The sequence below is a fragment of the Klebsiella sp. CN_Kp066 genome (assembly GCF_040065135.1).
Classification (GTDB): Bacteria; Pseudomonadota; Gammaproteobacteria; order Enterobacterales; family Enterobacteriaceae; genus Klebsiella; species Klebsiella oxytoca.
On record NZ_JBEAIU010000002.1, the window covers coordinates 37,973 to 59,323 of the forward strand.

Genomic DNA, 21,351 nt, shown 5'->3' on the forward strand with positions numbered 1-21,351 from the left:
CTCACCACAAGAAGAAATGAAAAAGCCGCCTTCATCAAGGCGGCTTCGGGAGGGGGGAGCCCGCGTTTAACTAGCTTTGCGTGGCAGGCTTACTGGTTTCCAGCGGAGTGCTGTCGTCATCCGCAGATTTATTTTTCAGTACGGTCCAGATGACCACCGCGCCCAGCACATCGAAGATGGCCAGTACGGCGAACAGCGGGCTAAAGCCGATAGTATCCGCCAGTGCGCCAACCACCAGGGCAAACATGGTGCTGGCCAGCCATGCGGCCATGCCGGTCATACCGTTCGCGGTTGCCACTTCGTTACGACCAAATACGTCGGAAGAGAGCGTGATCAGCGCACCGGACAGCGCCTGGTGAGCAAAACCGCCGACGCACAGCAGGGCGATAGCGACGAACGGGCTGGTGAACAGACCGATCATCCCTGGGCCAATCATCAGCAGCGCGCCCATCGTCACGACCATTTTACGGGAAACAATCAGGTTCACGCCAAACCAGCGCTGGAACAGCGGCGGCAGGTATCCACCGATAATACAGCCGAGGTCGGCAAACAGCATCGGCATCCAGGCGAACATGGCGATTTCTTTCAGGTTAAAGCCGTAGACTTTAAACATGAACAGAGGGATCCAGGCGTTAAAGGTCCCCCATGCCGGTTCGGCAAGGAAACGCGGCAGGGCGATACCCCAGAACTGACGGTTACGCAGAATCTGCCACGGAGACATTTTCTTGCCGTTGTTAGTCTGGTGATGAGACTCCTGGCCACCGATGATGTAGTCGCGTTCTTCGTCAGTTAATTTTTTCTGATCGCGCGGGTGTTTATAGAACACCAGCCACGCCATTGCCCAGGCAAAGCTCAGTACGCCGGAGATGATAAAGGCCATCTGCCAACTGTGCATAACGATAGCCCAAACCACCAGCGGCGGAGCAATCATAGCGCCGATAGAGGAGCCGACGTTGAAGTAGCCGACGGCGATAGAACGCTCTTTCGCCGGGAACCATTCGGAACTGGCTTTCAGACCCGCCGGGATCATTGCCGCTTCGGCGGCACCCACCGCGCCGCGCGCCAGCGCCAGACCGCCCCAGCTTCCCGCCAGCGCGGTAGAGCCGCAGAACACGGCCCAGGCGATAGCAAAGAAGGCATAGCCGATTTTGGTACCTAAAATATCCAGCACGTAGCCGGCGACAGGCTGCATGACGGTATAGGCAGCGGAATAGGCCGCGATGATATAGGAATACTGTTGGGTGGAGATGTGTAACTCTTCCATCAGAGTCGGCGCAGCTGCCGCCACAGTGTTACGCGTCAGGTACCCCAGCACGGTGCCTAAGGTCACCAGTGCGATCATGTACCAACGTAACCCTTTAATTTTACGCATGTAAACCTCATCGTTTGTTATATATCCGCAGCGGGTGCGGCTATCTTCTTGCCTGTAACGGCGGCGAAGAAGGTGAAACGGAGGGTTCAGGAGAGGAAACCTCGTATGGCCCGAACCTTGCCATTAACTGTTGTGTCTAATTCGGTGTCCATACCGGTAAATCCGACGTGATAGTTCGTCGGTAATGCATTCCGTCGGTTTATATGTTTCGACGGCAGCAAGATAACTTGTCATACAACTTCAAAAGTTGAGTGACGTCACAAAAGTGGGAAAGTTTGTGTGGGCATTCGTTCATGCGAGAAAGGCCAGAGCTGGCGCGCTCTGGCGGGCCGTTTACTCCTTTCATGGTACTTTTTTTGTCATCGTTTATTGATCTAACTCACGAAAAATACTTCGGTCTGTAGAAATTGGTGTGATAACTTTGTCAGCATTATAGTCAATCATCTGATGGGCTCCCCCGGGGGCGAAGAGGACACGAAAATGACACCGTTTATGACCGAAGATTTCCTGCTTGATACCGAGTTTGCCCGCCGTCTGTACCACGATTACGCGAAAGACCAGCCGATTTTCGACTACCATTGCCACCTGCCGCCGCAGCAGATTGCGGAAAATTACCGCTTTAAAAATCTGTATGACATCTGGCTAAAAGGCGATCACTATAAATGGCGTGCGATGCGTACCAACGGCGTAGCCGAGCGTCTGTGCACCGGTGATGCTTCCGATCGCGAGAAATTTGACGCCTGGGCGGCCACCGTACCGCATACCATCGGTAACCCGTTATACCACTGGACGCATCTTGAGCTGCGTCGTCCTTTTGGTATTACAGGTAAAGTCCTCTCTCCGGCTACGGCGGACGAAATCTGGAATCAGTGCAACGATCTGCTGGCGCAGGAGAGCTTCTCCGCTCGCGGCATCATGCAGCAGATGAATGTGAAAATGGTCGGCACCACCGACGATCCGGTCGATTCTCTCGAGCATCACGCTTCCGTCGCTAAAGACAGCTCCTTCACCGTGAAAGTGCTGCCAAGCTGGCGTCCGGACAAAGCCTTCAATATCGAACAGGCGACCTTCAACGACTACATGGCGAAGCTGGGCGAAGTGTCTGACACCGATATCCGCCGCTTTGCCGATCTCCAGTCCGCGCTGACTAAACGTCTGGATCACTTCGCCGCTCACGGTTGTAAAGTTTCTGACCATGCGCTGGACGTGGTGCTGTTTGCCGAAGCCAACGAAAGCGAACTGGATAGCATCCTGGCGCGTCGTCTGGCGGGCGAGGCCCTTAGCGAGCATGAGGTTGCGCAGTTCAAGACGGCGGTTCTGGTTTTCCTCGGCGCGGAATACGCCCGTCGCGGCTGGGTACAGCAGTATCACATCGGCGCGCTGCGCAACAACAACCTGCGCCAGTTCAAACTGTTAGGGCCGGATGTGGGTTTTGACTCCATCAACGACCGTCCGATGGCGGAAGAGCTGTCCAAACTGCTCAGCAAACAGAACGAAGAAAACCTGCTGCCGAAAACTATCCTCTACTGCCTGAACCCGCGCGACAACGAAGTGTTGGGCACTATGATCGGCAACTTCCAGGGGGAAGGTATGCCGGGCAAAATGCAGTTCGGTTCCGGCTGGTGGTTTAACGATCAGAAAGACGGTATGGAACGTCAGATGACCCAGCTGGCGCAGCTTGGCCTGCTGAGCCGCTTTGTCGGGATGCTGACCGATAGCCGCAGCTTCCTCTCCTACACCCGTCATGAATATTTCCGTCGCATCCTGTGCCAGATGATTGGTCGCTGGGTTGAAGCGGGAGAAGCCCCGGCGGACATTCAGCTGCTGGGCGAGATGGTGAAAAATATTTGCTTTAACAATGCGCGTGACTACTTCGCCATTGAACTGAACTAAGACCAGAGGTCGGTTGATATGCAATACATTAAAATCCATTCGCAAGATAACGTCGCGGTAGCGTTGGCGGATATGGCGGCAGGCACGGTAGTCACCATTGACGGCGATACGGTCACGTTGGCTCAGGATATTGCGCGCGGGCATAAGTTTACGCTGCGCGGCATTGCGAAGGGAGACAACGTCATTAAGTACGGTCTGCCGATAGGGCATGCGCTGGCGGATATCGCGCCGGGGGAACATATCCACTCCCATAATACGCGTACTAACTTAAGCGATCTCGACGCGTACAGCTATCAACCGGATCTTATCGAACCCGCCGCGCAGCCGGCGGATCGCGATATCCAGATTTATCGTCGCGCCAACGGCGAAGTCGGCGTGCGCAACGAGTTGTGGATCCTGCCGACCGTCGGCTGCGTCAACGCCATAGCGCGTCAAATGCAGAATCGATTCCTGAAAGAGACGAATGACGCGGAAGATATTGACGGCGTACATCTTTTCAGTCACACCTACGGCTGCTCACAGCTCGGTGACGATCACATCAACACCCGTACCATGCTGCAAAACATGGTGCGCCATCCGAACGCGGGGGCGGTGCTGGTGGTCGGCCTGGGCTGCGAAAACAATCAGGTTGATGCATTTCGCGAAACGCTGGGCGAGTTCGACCCTGACCGCGTCCACTTTATGATCTGCCAGCATCAGGATGATGAAGTGGAAGCCGGGCTGGAGCATCTGCGTCAGCTATATGACGTGATGCGCCACGATAAGCGCGAGCCGGGTAAGCTGAGCGAACTGAAGTTTGGTCTCGAGTGCGGCGGTTCAGACGGTCTGTCCGGCATCACCGCTAACCCGATGCTGGGCCGTTTCTCGGACTACCTGATTGCTAACGGCGGTACCACCGTGCTGACCGAAGTACCGGAAATGTTCGGCGCCGAACAGCTGCTGATGAGCCACTGTCGCGATGAAGAGACGTTTGGCAAGCTGGTGACGATGGTTAATGATTTCAAACAGTACTTTATCGCTCATGACCAGCCGATTTATGAGAACCCATCGCCGGGCAACAAAGCGGGCGGCATCACTACGCTTGAGGATAAGTCGCTGGGCTGTACGCAGAAAGCGGGCTCCAGCCAGGTGGTTGACGTTCTGCGCTACGGCGAGCGGCTGAAAGTGCACGGCCTTAACCTGCTGAGCGCGCCGGGCAACGATGCGGTAGCGACCAGCGCCCTGGCCGGCGCGGGCTGCCATATGGTGCTCTTCAGCACCGGACGCGGCACGCCATACGGCGGTTTCGTTCCGACGGTGAAAATTGCCACCAACAGCGAACTGGCGGCGAAGAAAAAACACTGGATCGACTTCGATGCCGGTCAGCTGATTCACGGTAAAGCGATGCCGCAGCTGCTGGAAGAGTTTGTCGATACCATTGTGGCCTTTGCCAACGGTAAGCAAACCTGCAACGAGCGTAATGATTTCCGCGAACTGGCGATATTCAAAAGCGGCGTCACCCTTTAAGTACTCGTATCTTTCACGCCACAGCTGCGGCGTGAAACCTTATTGAGTAATAAAGAGAGGCGTTTCAAAAGCGGCGTTTCTGAGTATGATGCGCCGTTTTGTCTTATACCCTAAATAATTCGAGTCGCAGGACAAAGCACTTGTGCTTTGAACAGCGCTGGCCCCGAAGGGGCGAGACCGCAGGCCGAGTAACGCGGCTAACGCACATGCAACTTGAAGTATGACGGGTATATAAGGATTTCCCATGACCGCATACTGGCTTGCCCAGAGCGTTGGCGTTATCGCCTTTCTGATCGGTATTACGACATTTTTCAATCGCGATGAGCGCCGCTTTAAGCTCCAGCTAGCCGTTTATAGCGCCACCATTGGCGTGCATTTCTTTTTGATGGGCGCCTGGCCGGCGGGTATGAGCGCCGAGCTGAATACCGTTCGTACCCTCGTCTCCATGCGCACCCGCAGGCTGTGGGTGATGACCCTGTTTATTGTGCTCACGCTGGTACTGGGGCTGGCGAAGCTGCAGCACGCTATGGAGCTGCTGCCGATTATTGGCACCCTGGCCAGTACCTGGGCGCTCTTTCGCTGCTCCGGGCTCACCGTCCGCTGCGTGATGTGGTGTGCAACCGCCTGCTGGGTGATCCACAACTTCTGGCTGGGTTCGATCGGCGGCACTCTGATTGAAGGCAGCTTCCTGCTGATGAACGGCCTGAATATCATTCGTTTCCGGCGGATGCAGAAGCGCGGTATCGATCCGTTTAAAGTGGAAAAGGCGGTACAGAAGGAAACCCCCTCCGCGCGTTAGCGGAGGGGGGGGAGATTAACTGCGCAGGGCGTTCTTCGCCAGCTGTTCGTCTTCAGCGATACAGGCGGCAGCGGTGAACAGCGCATCGGTTGAGGAGTTCAGCGCGGTTTCGCAGGAGTCCTGCAGGACGCCGATAATAAAGCCGACGGCGACCACCTGCATGGCGATATCGTTCGGGATACCAAACATATTACAGGCCAGCGGGATCAGCAGCAGCGACCCGCCCGCCACGCCGGAAGCGCCGCAGGCGCACAGCGAAGCAACGACGCTGAGCAGCAGCGCGGTCGGCAGATCGACCGGAACGTTCAGCGTGTGCACTGCCGCCAGGGTCAGTACCGTAATGGTAATCGCCGCGCCGGCCATGTTGATGGTCGCGCCCAGCGGAATAGAGACCGAATAGGTATCGCGATCCAGATTAAGCTTTTCGCACAGCGCCATATTCACCGGAATGTTGGCGGCGGAGCTGCGGGTAAAGAAGGCGTATACGCCGCTTTCGCGCAGGCAGGTCATCACCAGCGGATAGGGATTGCGGCGGATTTTCCAGAACACCAGCAGCGGGTTAATCACCAGCGCCACCAGCAGCATACAGCCAACCAGCACCAGCAGCAGCTGGGCGTAGCCCCACAGGGTTTCAAACCCGGTCGTCGCCAGCGTTGACGCGACCAGCCCAAAGATACCCAGCGGCGCAAAGCGAATCACCACCTTAACGATAAAGGTCACCGCGTGGGACATATCGTTGATCAGATTTTTGGTGGTTTCATTGCCGTGGCGCAGCGCGAACCCTAAACCGACGGCCCAGACCAGAATCCCGATGTAGTTAGCGTTCAACAGGGCGTCAATCGGGTTAGAAACCATGCTCATCAGCAGCCCGCGCAGGACTTCAACGATGCCCGACGGCGGAGTAATGCTCTCTGCCACTGCGTTCAGGTGCAGCGTTGACGGAAAGAGGAAGCTAAACAGCACCGCGGTTAACGCGGCGGCAAAAGTCCCCAGCAGATAGAGGAACAGAATCGGGCGGATGCTGGTTTTTTGCCCCTGCTGATGATTGGCGATGGAGGCCATAACCAGCATCAATACCAGCACCGGCGCTACCGCTTTCAGCGCGCCGACGAAAAGCGTACCCAGTAGCCCAACCGCGACGGCGGCCGATTTTGAGACCGTCGCCAGCAGTACGCCGAGTACCAGACCGATTAAAATTTGTTTGACCAGACTGCCCTGAGCCAGCCGCCGTAGCAGGGTCGATCGGGGTGATGGGGTTGCCATAATTCATTCCTTCCAGTGATGTCGCTGTCCGTCCCGGCTACGTATTATTTGTAACGTTTATGTCCGGATGTAAATAGATGTTTGCCTGGTTGAGTATACGGAAAGAACGCTATTGGGGAAGGGTAAAATGCTGTTTATCGCGCTGAGATCTTATTTTTTAACTATGCATTAACTATTTTGTGACATGAGTAAGAATAATGCGCGGCGAACGTTGCCGACCGGGTGAAACGGGTCTTCACCCGGTCGTTTACCTTTTATTGCAGCTGTTTTTTCTTATCGTTCTGCTTGTTGACCCAGGCGTTGATAAGCAGGGTCAGCACCAGAATACCGCCGACCACGCCCAGAGAAATGCTGATAGGAATATGGAAGAAATCGACAATCAGCATCTTGATGCCGATAAACACCAGAATCACCGACAGGCCATATTTCAGCATCGAGAAGCGCTCCGCGACGCCCGCCAGCAGGAAATACATCGCGCGCAGGCCAAGTATCGCGAACAGGTTGGAGGTCAGCACGATAAACGGATCGGTGGTCACGGCGAAGATGGCCGGAATACTGTCAACGGCAAAGATAACGTCGCTCAGCTCGACCAGGATCAGCACCAGCAACAGCGGCGTGGCGTAGATAACGCCGTTTTTGCGGGTAAAGAAGCGCTCACCCTCGATTTTATCCGTCATGCGCAGATGATTGCGGATCCAGCGCACCAGCGGTTTATCGCCGATCCCGGAATCATCCTCTTTCGCCAGCGCCATCTTCACGCCGGTAAACAGCAGGAAGGCGCCGAAGACGTAGAGCAGCCACTCAAACTGAGAGATCAGCCAGCTACCGGCGAAGATCATGATCGTACGCAGCACGATCGCGCCCAGTACGCCGTAAACCAGCACTCTGCGCTGTAGCGCAGGCGGAACGGCAAAGTAGCTGAACAGCATCAGCCAGACGAAGACGTTATCCACGGCCAGCGCTTTTTCAATCAGATAGCCGGTGAGGAACGCCAGCGCTTGCGGGTCGGCCACGGCGCGACCTTCGGTCTGCACCAGATACCACCAGAAAGCGGCGTTAAACAGCAGCGAGAGGGTAACCCAGAGAATTGACCAGCCAGCGGCCTGCTTCATGGTCATGCTATGTGCACCACGCCGTCCCTGCAGCAGCAGATCGATAGCCAGCATAATGACCACGACCACTGCGAATCCGCCCCATAACAACGGTGTGCCGACAGTATTCATTACTATTTTCCTTACATAAAAACAAAACGGCTGACGTCGGAAGACGGCAGCCGCTGCGCTTTTATGCATAGACCTCGCCTTCCGGCAAGGTCTCACTTACAACAAGAATCTGTTGCCCGGCGACCGGATGCGGTTTTTCACGCATCGTAATGACGATCGGCCGGCAAGGAAGTTACTCCCCTTTGCGCGTAACAAAGTATTACAGGTTATAAATGGCGTCAATGGAGGCCGACGGACCATTTACACAGCTTTACGCCACCGGTTGACTATCCGCCGGGAACACGACCCCGGTCTGGCGACGAATTTCGCTCAGCAGCTTCGCCGTGATGTGGCTCACTTCCAGACCCGGATGAACCACCTCGTTGGCTTCGACCAGACGCGCGAACTCCTCCGCTTCATACAGCATCGTATTGATATGCTGCGGCTGGGTGAGATCCTGAGACTTGCCGCCGCGCGGCACGAAACACACTTTCTGGCATTCGGAGATTTTTTCGATCACCAGCGCGCCGGCTTCGCCCTGAATTTCGCTGGGGATCGCCGAGTCGCTGACCTTTGAGTGGTGCAAAGTGACATCAAAATCCCCGTAGCTGAGAACGACCGTGCCCTGGCCATCGACGCCGCTCTCCAGCAGGCTGGCGGTTGCGTGCACCGCGCGAGGCTCGCCCCACAGCGCGACCGCCGAGGCCAGGCAGTAAAAGCCGATGTCCATAATCGAGCCGTTAGAGAAGGCCGGATTGAAGGTGTTGGGATTTTCACCGTCGAGATAGCGCTGATAGCGGGAAGAGTACTGGCAGTAGTTAATAAAGGCTTTGCGCAGCTTGCCGATCTTGTCGAATGATTGTTTAAGCAGCAGGAAGTTTGGCAGGCTGGCGGTTTTGAACGCTTCGAAGAGCACCACGTTATTTTCCCGCGCCGTCTTAATGGCGGCTTCCACTTCCTGCAGATTCGAGGCCAGCGGTTTTTCGCAAATGACGTGCTTTTTATGGCGCAGAAACAGGCGGGTTTGCGGAAAGTGCAGCGAGTTTGGGCTGGCGATATAGACCGCGTCAACGTCAGGACTTTGCGCTAAATCTTCCAGCGAAGTGAAGAGATGTTCGACGGGATAATCGCTGGCGAAAGCCTGGGCTTGCTCAAGGCTGCGGGAGTAGATGGCGGTGAGTTTATATTTGCCGGTTTCATGGGCGGCATCGACAAACTGCTTGGTTATCCAGTTTGTGCCAACAACTGCGAAACGTATCATAAACGTTGACGAACTCCGTAAAAGGGACCTTTCGTCACTGTAGCACGGCATCATGACAAAACCAGTGCGCTATGGCGCAGAACGCTCTAACGAAAGCTGGGTCAGCCACAGGCGGGTATCAAACTCCAGCTGATGGTACTGCGGCTCCATATGGCAGCACAGCTGATAGAACGCTTTGTTGTGCTCTTTTTCCTTCAGGTGCGCCAGCTCGTGCACCACGATCATCCGCAGAAAATCCTCCGGCGCATCGCGAAAAACGGTGGCGACGCGAATTTCGGCTTTGGCCTTCAGCTTGCCGCCCTGAACGCGGGAGATGGCGGTATGCAGGCCGAGCGCGTTGTTAAGCACGTGGATCTTGTTGTCGTACATTACTTTGTTAATAGGCGCCGCGCCGCGCAGATAGCGGGACTTCAGATCCTGGGTGTACTGATACAGCGCTTTATCGTTGTTGATATCGTGGCCCTGCGGATAGCGCTTTTTCAGCACCTCGCCGAGACGGTTCTGTTCGATTAACGCGGTGACCTGCGCCAGCAGGGATTCAGGGTAGCCCTGGAGATAGGTTAAAGTGCTCATGTGGCCTGTTTGCGTAATTCAGCGACAACAGCCGCGGATTCTAGCACCCCGCGCGGGCAGGATGCCAGAAAGGCAGCGTTACTCGATTATCGCGTCTTCGACCGCCCGGTAGCTAAAGAAGTCAAACAGCGCCTCTTTACGATGCAGCATGCTATCCACGCAGGCCATGCCGACAAACGCGCCGGTAAACTCGCCATAGCGGCTGTATTCATCGGAAAAACGCGAGGTGTCGTAGACCGCGCCGATGTTGAGGTATTTTTCGCCATCCACGGACCACGAGCACTGTATCTCCCGGCCATTAATCGCCATCGCCAGATAGATTTCCCCCTCCGTAAGGCAGATTTTCTGCGGGTCGTCGTGACGCTCACCGTTGTCCATATAAATGATGGCCAGCTGCGCTGCGCCGGAGGCTTCATCCCTGGTTTTATGCAAAAACAGATAGTTCATATTGTCGTAGTAAAGCGCCAGGCCCGCGCTATGCTGATAAATCTCCGGGCTGAAATCCATTTTCGTGGTGATGGTGGCGTATACCGAGGTGAGCTTTTTCGCCAGCAGGCTGACTTTATTCAGCGAGCTCAGCGACTCCTGACCGCGTAAGGCAAGGTAACCCGCTTTACGCTCAAGGCTGGTAAAGCGCTGAAAGCGGATCCGCGGCGCATAGAAGGCGTTATCCAGCGTCTGCCCATCAAAATCATCCCTGTCTGGTTTAGCCGGAAACGGCTGAGAAGGCAGATTAGACTCTTCCACCTGGTGCTGAGCGAGGTTCCCCCCGGCCGCCATGCGCAGCCAGCCATCGTCGCTCCATACCATCTTTTGTATCGCCGTCTCGCGGCCTAGCGGGCAGCGCAACTCCTGGCGGAAGGGTCTGCTGCAAAGGTGGGTTAACCAGACTTCCCCCGTCGGGGTCTCGACGTAGCTGCCGTGCCCGGCCTTTTGCAGATAGGTTTGCGGATTGAAGTAGTGTGGTTTGAGATGACCTGCATCGTGGCGCTCGTTAAAATTCTCCGGCCAGGCGGTGACGATAGGATTTTGCGGATCGCCTTCATAGGGGCCAGCGACCTGCGTTGCGCGCGCCATAGTGACCGCATGGCCGTAACCGGTGCCGCCTTCAGCGACCATCAGATAGTAATAGTCGCCGCGGCGCGTCAAATGCGGTGCTTCTATACAACCGCGATCGGTCCCGCCGCGCCAGATCCGCTGCGGATAGCCGACAACGCTTTGCCTTTGCGGTGAATACTCCACCAGGCAAATGGCGCCCGGTTTTTCGTAACCTTCGCGGGTTTCCCACTCCAGTGAAACGATCCATTTTTTACCGTCGCTGTCGTGCAGGATAGAAGCATCGAACCCGGCCGAGTGAAGATAAACCGGCTCACTCCACGGGCCGCTGATTTCACTGGCGGTAATAAGATAGTTATCTACATCAAAATAACGCGAATTCATGGAATTCATTACGCCATAAATAACGTAGAACAGCTTTTCCTCTTCACACCAGGTCAGGCTTGGCGCCCAAATACCTTTGGCGGAGGGCAGCTTTTTTAAATCCGGATTCGTATCATCGGTGAGAACGTGGGTGAGTAATTGCCAATGTTTGAGATCTCTCGAATGGTAAATCGGCAAGCCGGGAAACCATTCAAAGGAAGAGACAGCTACATAATAATCATCGCCGCGCCGACAGATACTGGGGTCCGGATTAAAACCTTTAAAAACAGGATTCTGAATCATCGTATTTACCCTTAATGCGCAAAATATAGCGATGATTGTAAACAGGCGATAGCAAAGGGGATATATAGACTCTGGCTATTTATATAATAAACGTCTACTTATCCGGTGACGGCGCTCACAAAACCGCGTTATTTCTCCGCCCGGCTGCCTACGGCATCGGTGCTTCTGACTTTATGACGGAAGGCCAGCGGGGTGTCGTTCATCATCTCCTTAAACTTGAGGCAGAAGTAGGCGCTGTCGGTGAAGCCGGCGCTTTGCGAGATATCGCTGATCTTCAGGTCGGTATTGGTCAGCAGGTTGATAGCGATATTGAGTTTTCGCAGCAGCATAAATTTTTTGAAGCTGATACCGAAGGCGGATTTAAAGGTGCGGGAAAACCAGGATTTCGACCACCGGCAGCGGCGGGCGGCTTCTTCGGTCGTCATCTCAAAATTTTCATTTTCATCAATGGATTGCAGAAGTTCAATCAGCTCGCTGAGGTAGCGGTGGTTGGTCCGTTCGGTAATGGGGACGGAATCTTTCAGGCTGTTAAAGGCATGCAGCAGCACGCTCTGCATCAGGGAACGGAACAGCGAATCGGCAAAGTCGCTGAACTCGCCGCACCAGCTCAGGAGCAGCTCCAGACGCTCGGCTTCCTCGCCGGAAAGGTAAGCGACTGCGCCGCAGTGCGCGGCGGGTAGCGACAGGTCATATCCCTCAAGCCACTCTTTTTCGAATTGCATAAGATAACGCTTGTGGCTGGCAGCGGCCGGCAGCGTCATTTCATGGATCAATAAGGCAGGGACGAAAACCAGGGTATTGTTTTTTATCGTAAATTTCTCATCACCAATCGAATAGCTGCCTGCCGACTCTCTGAACCACATCAGTTCGTCCATCATATGAAAATGGGGGACTACGTTTATGCCATTGAAATCATTTATGTTATCTACCCGTAAGGTAAATAGCTCGCCGGCGCCCACGGGGATCTTTTCGAAAACGGGAGATTCGTCACTCATCGGGTACACTCTTCTTATATTTAACAGGATGATTTATACATAATCGGTAGGCCCTTCGCAATAACGTACAGAGGACAAATATTAACGATGTTTCTGGCGGAGGCGCGATGAACACTGCCCGTATCAGTATTAAAGAAAAATTTAGCTATGGGTTAGGGGATACCGGCTGTAATTTAGTCTGGCAAACAGTGATGCTGTTTATGGCCTGGTTTTATACCGATGTATTTGGTTTAAGTCCGGCGCATATGGGAACCATGTTTCTCGCGGTAAGGGTATTAGACGCGGTGACCGATGTATTAATGGGGGCGGTGGCGGATCGTACCCGAACTAAATATGGGCAATTCCGTCCTTATATTTTATGGTTCGCCATTCCTTTTGGCGTTCTTTGCTGCTTAACTTTTTATACGCCAGATTTCGGTTATACCGGCAAGCTCATTTATGCCTATGTTTCTTATACCTTATTATCGCTGGTCTATACAGCGATTAACGTTCCGTATTGCGCGATGATCAATAATATTTCTAACGACTCCCGCGAGCGCGTATCGCTCCAGTCCTGGCGCTTTGCGCTCAGTACGCTTGGCGGCCTGATTGTTTCGCTGACCGCGCTACCGCTGGTGGCGTGGTTGGGCCAGGGGAACGTACAAAACGGTTATTTTTACACCATGATCGTAATGGGGGGCCTGAGCATCATCCTGTTCTTTATCTGTTTTGGCCTGACGAAAGAGCGTTACACCACGGATATCGCGGTCAACAACCAAAGCAGCATTCTTGACGATCTAAAAACTCTGCTCGCCAACAAGGACTGGCGCATTTTGTTCGCGCTAAACGTCGTTAACCTGATTGCGGTGCTGTTTAAAGGCGGGACCACGCTCTATTACGTCAACAACATTATGGGGCGGGCGGATCTGGGTAGCCTGCTGCTGACCACCACCCTGGCCTCGGGCGTGCTGGGGGCGATGCTCTCACCGTTTATCTTTAAAAATATTGATAAAGTGAAAGGGTTTAAAATCTCGATGGCCATCGAGGCGGCGCTGCTGACGGGCATGTACTTCGTCCCGGCGGGGAACGTAGCCGCTATCTTTGCGCTGGTGATTATCATCAATATTATCCAGCTGGCCGCCACGCCGCTGCAGTGGAGCATGCTGTCCGATATCATCGATGCGGAAGAAAAACGCAGCGGTAAAAAGCTCAGCGGGATCGTTTTTTCAACGAACCTGTTTGCCATCAAGCTGGGGATCGCCATCGGCGGCGCGCTGGTGGGCTATATGCTGGCCTGGGGCGACTACGTCGGCGGCGCAGCCCAGCAAACCGAGTCCGCGCTGCAGATGATTAAGCTGTTGTTTACCGTCTTCCCCGGCGTGCTGGTGGCGCTGCTGATTGTTATCATGAACAAATATAGTCTGGACGATAAGCGCCTGTCGCGCATGGCGCAGGACGACCTCCCGGCGTAACGGGCTATCGCCCGGAAGAAGGAGATAATCGGCGCATCTCTATTCTACTGGGCGGAGTTTGCGTATAAACTCGCGGGTTTTAGAGTTCCGGAGGCACAAAGGCGATGAGCCAGGTAGAGTTAAACGGTGAGTTATTCACATTAGAGCGGTTCCCGCCGAATGCTGAAGAGGAAGCGCTTCAGGCGTGGGAAGCGGCGGATGAATATCTGCTGCAACAGGTGAATGATGTCGACGGCCTGACGCTCATTTTCAATGACAGCTTCGGCGCGCTGGGTTGCGCGCTGGCGGAACGCAATCCGGTCAGCATCAACGATTCCTACGTCTCTGAGCTGGCGACCCGCTACAACCTGCGGATGAACGGCATTGATGAAGAGAGCGTACGTTTTCAGGATCCCTTGAGCGAACTGCCCGCAGCTCCGGCACTGGTGCTCATTAAAGTACCAAAACAGCTGGCGCTGCTGGAGCAGCAGCTGCGCGCTCTGCGCGCGGTTGTCACGCCAGAAACCCGCATCATTGCCGCTGCGAAAGCTCGCGACGTCCACAATTCCACCCTGGCGCTGTTTGAGAAAATCCTTGGCACCACCACCACATCGCTGGCCTGGAAAAAGGCGCGGCTGATTTTCTGTACCTTTACCGTGCCTGAGGTAGCCGATGCGCCGCAAACTTACAGCTGGCAGCTGGACGGTACACCGTGGACGATTCACAACCACGCCAACGTGTTTGCCCGCAGCGGCCTGGATATTGGCGCGCGCTTCTTCCTGGAACACTTGCCAGTAAATATTGAAGGCGAGATCGCCGATCTCGGCTGCGGCAATGGCGTGATTGGCCTGAAAGCGCTGGCTTTAAACCCCGACGCCCGGGTGATGTTTACCGATGAGTCCTATATGGCGGTCGCTTCCAGCCGACTGAATGTCGAAACCAATCTGCCGGATGACCTCGAGCGCTGCGAGTTTATGGTGAATAACGCGCTGTCCGATATTGAACCGGACCGCTTCGCCGCCATCCTCTGCAACCCGCCGTTCCATCAGCAGCATGCGATCACCGATCATATTGCCTGGCAGATGTTTAACGATGCCCGTCGTAGCCTGAAGTACGGCGGCGAGCTGTATGTCGTCGGTAACCGCCACCTCGATTATTTCCGCAAGCTGAAGCGCGCGTTCGGTAACTGCACGACGATCGCCACTAATAATAAATTTGTGGTTTTAAAAGCGGTGAAATTGCGTAAGGCGCGTTAAAAGATAATAATCTCGTTCCTGGATAAGCAGGCCGCTATGGCCTGCTTATTTATATTAATCGGACAGGGATTATTAATATGAATCATCAGGAAGATGAATACAGTAATGGAGCCGCCACTCCGCGCAAAATTGTCTTAGGCAGGCATCCTGCCGTATTTGTTTGCGTTATACAATGCATAGTTTATATATACATCACTGGTTCTGGCTGGCTCGGGTTTAGTGATAATACCGGTGGAGGGTATAATCTGCTATTCGCTGTCCTGTGGGCAGCAATGGCCTTCGGAATCTATAAATATAGCCGCGCCTGCGCTGTCATGGCGCTGGTTCTTTATTTTATCGATCAACTGGCGGTGGAGTTATTTCCGCCCGGACGCAGCTTTAATGTGGCCTGGCTGGCAGGGACCACGATCTGGTTACTCTGTTTTTGCCACGGAATTATTGCCTGCTGGATGCGGCGTAAACATAAAGTCATCGGGATTGATGACAGTACATATATTAATAAGCGAACGCGAACGCTGTATATCGTTGTGCTCGTGCTTTTCCATTCATCCTGTCTGGGCCTGAAACAGGCGCAGAAGCACACCCGCAATATCCTCTGGCAGGCGTTTTATCAATCGGTCATGGAAGATAAGAGTAAGATCCCGCTGCCGATAAAAATCGATAATAATACTTCCCTTACCGACATCTATTTTGATCAGCACACCTTGATTGTTGAACACCATGTTCGCCAGACAAAGCTGGCCGAATTACCGATGGCGCTCTACTACGCGCACGCTAAAAAACTTTACTCGCGTTATTGCGCCAACGATGTGGCGAGCTCGCTTGATTTAAAAATGATAGTCCGCTTTGCGCAGGGGTATGAGACGCGTGACCTGTCGTTTACGCCAAAAGACTGTCAATTTTAAGATGGGGAAAATTGCTGATTGAAGCTATCGCAGCCAGCAATATCAAGATTGCCGTTTGTATCAGGATGGGGCGATAGTGATGTACCGCCTCACGCAGGGAAATGACAATCGCGAGTTTAGCTATGGCGCTCGCGATTGTCTGAGCATGAACTTTTAAATCGACAGCGCCAGCCGGGTGCCCTGAGCGATAGCCCGCCGGGCGTCCAGCTCCATCGCCACGTCGCAGCCGCCGATCAAATGTACCGTTTTACCCGCCGCCCGCAGCGGATCGGCCAGCTCGCGGCGGGGATCCTGACCGGCGCAGATAATCACATGATCAACGTTAAGCACCTGAGATTCGCCGCCGATCGTCACATGTAAGCCGGCATCATCGATCCGTTGATAGCTGACGCCGGGGATCATTTTGACGCCGCGGGCCAGCAGGGTAGCGCGATGGATCCAGCCGGTAGTTTTCCCCAGCCCGTCGCCGGGCTTGCTGGTTTTGCGCTGCAGCATCACGATCTGGCGCGGGCTTTTAGCCAGCTGCATCCCCTCCGGGCGCAGTCCGCCGGCGTTCTGCAGGCTGGTATCGATCCCCCATTCTGCACAGAACTCGCCGATATTCTGGCTGGTGGCAATGCCGGACTGGCTGAGGTACATGGCCGTATCAAAGCCGATCCCGCCGCAGCCGATAATCGCCACCTTCTCGCCTACCGGCGCTTTATCGCGCAGGACATCGAGGTAGCTCAGCACTTTGGGATGCTCGATCCCGGCGATATCCGGCATCCGCGGGGCGATCCCGGTGGCGAGGACGATTTCATCAAATGCCCGCAGATCCCCGGCCGTGACGTGGGTATTCAATCGCAGATCGACAGCGTGAAGATCGAGCATCTGGCGATAGTAGCGCAGGGTTTCGTAGAACTCCTCTTTGCCGGGGATCTGCTTGGCGATATTAAACTGGCCGCCAATCTCGCAATGACCATCAAAAAGGGTAACCTGATGTCCGCGCGAGGCGGCGTTAACCGCAAAGGCCAGCCCGGCAGGACCAGCGCCGACCACCGCCAGCCGCTTCGGCGTGGTCGCGGGCGCTATCGGCATCAGGGTTTCATGGCAGGCGCGCGGGTTGACCAGGCACGAGGTGACCTCGCCGGCGAAGATCCGATCGAGGCAGGCCTGGTTGCAGCCGATGCAGGTATTGATCTCTTCCGCCCGTCCGCTTTGTGCTTTGGAGAGAAATTCGCTGTCGGCGAGGAAAGGGCGGGCCATCGATACCATATCGGCGTCTCCGCGAGCCAGGATCGCTTCCGCCACATCGGGATCGTTAATCCGGTTGGTGGTGACCAGCGGGATCGACACCGCGCCTTTCAGCTTACGGGTGACCCAGCTAAAGGCGCCGCGCGGTACCGGTGTGGCGATGGTGGGAATACGCGTCTCGTGCCAGCCGATGCCGGTATTGATAATCGTTGCCCCTGCGGCCTCAATGGCTTTTGCCAGCTCGGTGACTTCCGCCAGGGTGCTGCCGCCGCTGACAAGGTCAAGCATTGACAGACGATAGATAATAATAAAGTCGTTGCCTGCGCGCTCCCGCACGGCTCTGACCACCTCTATGGCAAAACGCATGCGTCGGGCGTAGTCGCCGCCCCACTGGTCGTCGCGAAGGTTGGTGCGCGCGGCAAGAAATTCGTTAATCAGATAGCCTTCCGAGCCCATCACTTCGACGCCGTCGTACCCGGCTTCTCGCCCCAGCTGGGCGCAGCGGGCAAAATCATCGATCAGCTGTAAGATCTCTTCGTGGCTCAGTTCGTGAGGCGTAAAGGGGTTGATTGGCGCCTGCAGAGCGGAAGGGGCCACCAGCTTCGGTTGGTAGCTGTAGCGCCCGGTATGCAGGATCTGCAGGGCGATTTTGCCGCCCTCCTCGTGTACCGCGTCGGTAATATAGCGATGATGGGAGAGGTGGCTGGCGTCGTTAAGCACCGCCCCGCCCGCCATGGTGACGCCGGAAGGGGCGGGGGCAATTCCGCCGGTGACGATCAGCGCTACCCCGTGGCGGGCGCGCTCGGCGTAAAAAGCCGCCAGCCGCTGCGCGCCATCCGGGAGCTCCTCCAGGCCAGTATGCATTGAGCCCATCAACACGCGGTTTTTGAGCGTAGTGAACCCCAGCTCAAGCGGGGCGAAAAGCGACGGGTAGCGGCTCATAATCTCTTCCAGTGTAAAATTATTGTTATGTGGTCGGATGAGTTACTAATTTAGCCGCCGCGGGCAAAAAGGGAAAAGGGGAGTGCGGCGATTGTGATGGGATTCAAAGAACGGCGGAAGGTTCTCCCTTCTCCCACCGGGAAAGGGAGAAGGGCGGAATAGCGCAGGGGGCCAGTGAAGCCCGGACTGTTCTCTCTCCTGTCGGGGAGAGGCTTAGGGTGAGGGGGCAACGCGCTCGCGGCGCGCCAGACCCGGCGCCTGCCACATGGAGGTCGTCAATCCGCTGTCCACCAGACCGAGCTGCTCGGCGTACACCGACTGCCATTTGGTCATCATCTCCTGATACAGCTCCCGATGCGCGGGATTAGGCGTAAATTCCCGGTACCAGCTCACCAGTCTCTCACCCGTTGTCGCCATATCGGCGTATAGCCCGGCGCCGGTGCCGGCGGCGATCGCGCAGCCCAGCGCCGTCGCTTCGCGGACTTCCGGCACCCGCACCGGCAGACCGGTGACATCGCTGAGGATCTGGCTCCACAGCGCCCCTTTTGCACCGCCGCCGGCAAAGACCAGGCTATCAAACTGCACGCCGGAAAACTGCGAAATCTGCGCCAGGTTGCAGGCGGAGACAATCGCCGCGTTCTCTTCCAGCGCACGGAAAAGCGTGGCCTTATTGCATTTTTCCGGGTCGATGGAGAGGTTAATAAACGATGGCGCAGCGTGGTACCACTGCTTAAAGTGCATGGCGTCAGAGAAAATCGGCATCACCCCGTGGGAACCCGCCGGTACGCGGCTGGCCATCTCTTCGAGCAGGCTGTAGGCGTCAACGCCAAGCCGCTCGGCAATGAGCTTCTCTTCTGCGCAGAAAGCATCACGGAACCAGCGCATGGTCAGGCCGGTAAAAAAGCTGATGGACTCCGCCTGCGCCATGCCGGGTATGACGTGCGGGTTAACGCGAATATTCATCTCCGGGTCAGTACGGACTTCCGGCAGGTTAACCACCTGCTGCCAGAAAGTGCCGCCGAGCACCGCCGTCTGCCCGGCGCGCACCACGCCGAGACCCAGGCAGCCGAGCTGGACGTCGCCGCCGCCCATCACCACCGGCGTGCCTGCGCGCAGCCCGCTTTGCGCCGCCGCTGCGTCGGTCACCGCCCCCAGTACGCTGCCGGTCTCCTTGACCGGCGAGAGAATATCGGCCCGCAGTCCGGCCATATCCAGCAGCGCCGGGCGCCAGTCGCGGCTGAACAGGTCGAGCATGCCGGTGGTTCCGGCGTTAGAAGGGTCGACCGCCAGCTCGCCGGAGAGCTTCGCCGCCAGCCAGTCGCTGATCATGGTGATGGTCGCCGCTTTGCGGTAGATATCCGGGCGATGGTGGGCCAGCCAAAGCAGGCGCGGCATGGCGCTCAGCGCCAGGGTCTGCCCCGACACGCTGTACACTTCGGATTCAAAACGGTCGTCGTGGATCTCTTTGAGCTCCGCCACCTCGCGGCTGGCGCGAGCGTCAACGTTGGCGCAGGCCCAGATGGCCTCGCCGTTGCGGTCGTAAAGCACGATGCCTTCACGCATCGAGCAGCAGGCCACGGACTGAATATCCGCCGCAGAGAGATGGGCGGCGGCCAGCGCCTGGCGGATACACTGACAGGCCAGCTGCCAGTTGACGCTGAGATCGAACTCCATCGAGCCGGGGACATTGTCCACGCTCAGGTGCTTCCATTCGGCCTGACCGACCGCAATCTGACGGCCCTGGAGATCGAATACGACCGCCCGAACGCTGCCGGTCCCGGCATCTAACGCTAACAGGTAACTCATGACATGCGCCTCGCTCATGTTGCGCGGCGCAGGGCCATTTATGAGGCCAGCGTCAGCACCGCGCGTGCTGTTGTCTCTTCCGTTACCAGGCCATTAATCCGCTTGCCGATAAGGGCCGCGTAAATCGCCTGCGCTTTTTCTGTGCCCCCGGCGACGCCCACGATGGTCGGCAGCTGGGCCAGTTCATCAAGGGTGACGCCGAGCAGTTCCCGATGGATCTCCAGCCCTTCAACCGGTTTACCGTCGGCCTGCAGGAAATAACCTAAAATGTCGCCGACCGCGCCTTTGCGGGCGTACATCAGCTGCTCGCCTTCGCTGATGTAGCCGGAGCGCAGGATGGTGGCGTCCCGGCGCTGGTCAATGGCGCCGATACCTACCACTGCCGCATCCGCCGCCGTGGCGGCCAGGATCACATCGCGTACGCTCGATTCCCGGCGCAGGATCTCCGCTACATCCGCCGATGACACCCTCAGCGGCGCGGGGATCATGCTGACGCTACAGGCGGCATCCAGCTGGCCAATGCCGGTCATATACGGACCTACGCCGCCGGAAAGCGTCACCAGCCGAACCTGTTGGGAACCGATAAACCCGCTCAGATGCTGCAGGCAGCTCATGGTGGCTTCGCCAAAGCCCACCGCCAGCAGTTGTCCTGGCTCCAGCACGCCCATTAACGATTGCGCCGCGCCAATCCCCAGGCGGGTGTTCATCGGCGGGGTATTGAGCGCCGGCAGCACGCGGGCGATTTTCAGGCCAAAGCGCTGCTGGAGTTCGGTTTCCAGCGCCAGACAGCCCTCATAGCGCGAATTAATCTGTACGCGGATCACTCCCGACTGGCGACCTTTTTCCAGCAGGCGGGAGATTTTTAACCGCGGCAGCCCTAAACGCTCGCCGATGTCGTTCTGCGTCAGGCCGTCGTGGTAGTAACACCACGCCACCCGCGCCACCAGCTCTTCCTCGGCTAACGCCAGCCCGGCGTAGCGGCTCTCTTCCGTAATGCGTTTTTCGCTCATAAAGTGAACTCTTATAAAAATTTAGATCATATGTTCGTTATTGCGTGGTCGGAAAATGTGAGCCGACTGGCAAAACCGATCTTTCGTTGTTCGCTGGTTTTATTCAAACGATCGAAAGCATAAAACTGTGATCGTTGCACGGTTGTAAATATAGTTCACCGTCTACGCTTTTGAACATTATTA

The 21,351-nt window shown here is 56.0% G+C and carries 16 protein-coding genes; 6 read left to right on the forward strand and 10 right to left on the reverse strand.

All coding sequences use genetic code 11. The annotated features are described in order from the left end of the window. Window positions 1–70 precede the first annotated feature (70 nt). Window positions 71–1,372: an MFS transporter gene (locus ABLV75_RS01195; protein WP_004115725.1), complete on the reverse strand. Its 1,302-nt coding sequence runs from the start codon at window positions 1,370–1,372 to the stop codon at window positions 71–73. 480 nt (window positions 1,373–1,852) lie between these two features. Here ABLV75_RS01195 and uxaC point away from each other — a divergent pair, with 480 nt between their 5' ends. The 3 genes from uxaC to ABLV75_RS01210 all read left to right on the forward strand — a co-directional run bounded on the left by uxaC (window position 1,853) and on the right by ABLV75_RS01210 (window position 5,570). Beyond that, the gene (uxaC, locus tag ABLV75_RS01200) at window positions 1,853–3,265 is read left to right on the forward strand and encodes a glucuronate isomerase (protein ID WP_004105970.1); all 1,413 of its coding nucleotides are present in this window, start codon (window positions 1,853–1,855) and stop codon (window positions 3,263–3,265) included. Between the two features lie 18 nt (window positions 3,266–3,283). After that, window positions 3,284–4,771, forward strand: a complete 1,488-nt coding sequence (locus ABLV75_RS01205) for an altronate dehydratase family protein (RefSeq protein WP_348854872.1) — start codon at window positions 3,284–3,286, stop codon at window positions 4,769–4,771. 244 nt (window positions 4,772–5,015) lie between these two features. Then, window positions 5,016–5,570 (forward strand): YgjV family protein, encoded by a 555-nt coding sequence (locus ABLV75_RS01210; RefSeq protein WP_004105965.1) that lies wholly within the window; start codon window positions 5,016–5,018, stop codon window positions 5,568–5,570. 15 nt (window positions 5,571–5,585) lie between these two features. Here ABLV75_RS01210 and sstT read toward each other — a convergent pair whose 3' ends face one another. The 6 genes from sstT to ABLV75_RS01240 form a co-directional block, all read right to left on the reverse strand. Next, the gene (sstT, locus tag ABLV75_RS01215; RefSeq protein ID WP_348854873.1) at window positions 5,586–6,833 is read right to left on the reverse strand and encodes a serine/threonine transporter SstT; all 1,248 of its coding nucleotides are present in this window, start codon (window positions 6,831–6,833) and stop codon (window positions 5,586–5,588) included. A 254-nt stretch (window positions 6,834–7,087) separates the two neighbouring features. After that, window positions 7,088–8,056 carry a TerC family protein gene (locus tag ABLV75_RS01220; RefSeq protein ID WP_004105962.1) on the reverse strand — a complete coding sequence of 323 codons (969 nt, stop codon included), beginning with the start codon at window positions 8,054–8,056 and terminating at the stop codon, window positions 7,088–7,090. A 250-nt stretch (window positions 8,057–8,306) separates the two neighbouring features. Further along, the gene (locus ABLV75_RS01225) at window positions 8,307–9,296 is read right to left on the reverse strand and encodes a Gfo/Idh/MocA family oxidoreductase (protein WP_023330070.1); all 990 of its coding nucleotides are present in this window, start codon (window positions 9,294–9,296) and stop codon (window positions 8,307–8,309) included. Window positions 9,297–9,365: 69 nt separating this feature from the next. Beyond that, window positions 9,366–9,869, reverse strand: a complete 504-nt coding sequence (locus ABLV75_RS01230; protein ID WP_014839612.1) for a M48 family metallopeptidase — start codon at window positions 9,867–9,869, stop codon at window positions 9,366–9,368. 78 nt (window positions 9,870–9,947) lie between these two features. After that, window positions 9,948–11,591 carry a glycoside hydrolase family 43 protein gene (locus tag ABLV75_RS01235; protein ID WP_053064444.1) on the reverse strand — a complete coding sequence of 548 codons (1,644 nt, stop codon included), beginning with the start codon at window positions 11,589–11,591 and terminating at the stop codon, window positions 9,948–9,950. 128 nt (window positions 11,592–11,719) lie between these two features. Continuing rightward, window positions 11,720–12,586, reverse strand: coding sequence for an AraC family transcriptional regulator (locus ABLV75_RS01240; RefSeq protein ID WP_004105950.1), 867 nt, complete (start codon window positions 12,584–12,586; stop codon window positions 11,720–11,722). A 107-nt stretch (window positions 12,587–12,693) separates the two neighbouring features. Between ABLV75_RS01240 and ABLV75_RS01245 the strand changes: the two genes are divergently transcribed. The 3 genes from ABLV75_RS01245 to ABLV75_RS01255 all read left to right on the forward strand — a co-directional run bounded on the left by ABLV75_RS01245 (window position 12,694) and on the right by ABLV75_RS01255 (window position 16,177). After that, entirely contained in the window at window positions 12,694–14,037 is a 1,344-nt protein-coding gene (locus ABLV75_RS01245; RefSeq protein WP_064356198.1) for a glycoside-pentoside-hexuronide (GPH):cation symporter, read from the forward strand. 104 nt (window positions 14,038–14,141) lie between these two features. Then, on the forward strand, window positions 14,142–15,272 hold the full coding sequence (rlmG, locus tag ABLV75_RS01250; protein ID WP_348854874.1) for a 23S rRNA (guanine(1835)-N(2))-methyltransferase RlmG: 1,131 nt from the start codon (window positions 14,142–14,144) through the stop codon (window positions 15,270–15,272). 77 nt (window positions 15,273–15,349) lie between these two features. Then, window positions 15,350–16,177: a hypothetical protein gene (locus ABLV75_RS01255; RefSeq protein ID WP_004105947.1), complete on the forward strand. Its 828-nt coding sequence runs from the start codon at window positions 15,350–15,352 to the stop codon at window positions 16,175–16,177. 153 nt (window positions 16,178–16,330) lie between these two features. Here ABLV75_RS01255 and ABLV75_RS01260 read toward each other — a convergent pair whose 3' ends face one another. From ABLV75_RS01260 to lsrR, 3 genes are all read right to left on the reverse strand, one after another. Next, window positions 16,331–18,352 carry an NADPH-dependent 2,4-dienoyl-CoA reductase gene (locus ABLV75_RS01260; protein ID WP_047720605.1) on the reverse strand — a complete coding sequence of 674 codons (2,022 nt, stop codon included), beginning with the start codon at window positions 18,350–18,352 and terminating at the stop codon, window positions 16,331–16,333. Window positions 18,353–18,565: 213 nt separating this feature from the next. Then, a complete protein-coding gene (lsrK, locus tag ABLV75_RS01265; RefSeq protein ID WP_004105945.1) occupies window positions 18,566–20,158 on the reverse strand; it encodes an autoinducer-2 kinase in 1,593 nt (530 codons plus the stop codon). Between the two features lie 38 nt (window positions 20,159–20,196). After that, entirely contained in the window at window positions 20,197–21,168 is a 972-nt protein-coding gene (lsrR, locus tag ABLV75_RS01270; RefSeq protein ID WP_004105944.1) for a transcriptional regulator LsrR, read from the reverse strand. Between the last annotated feature and the right edge of the window lie 183 nt (window positions 21,169–21,351).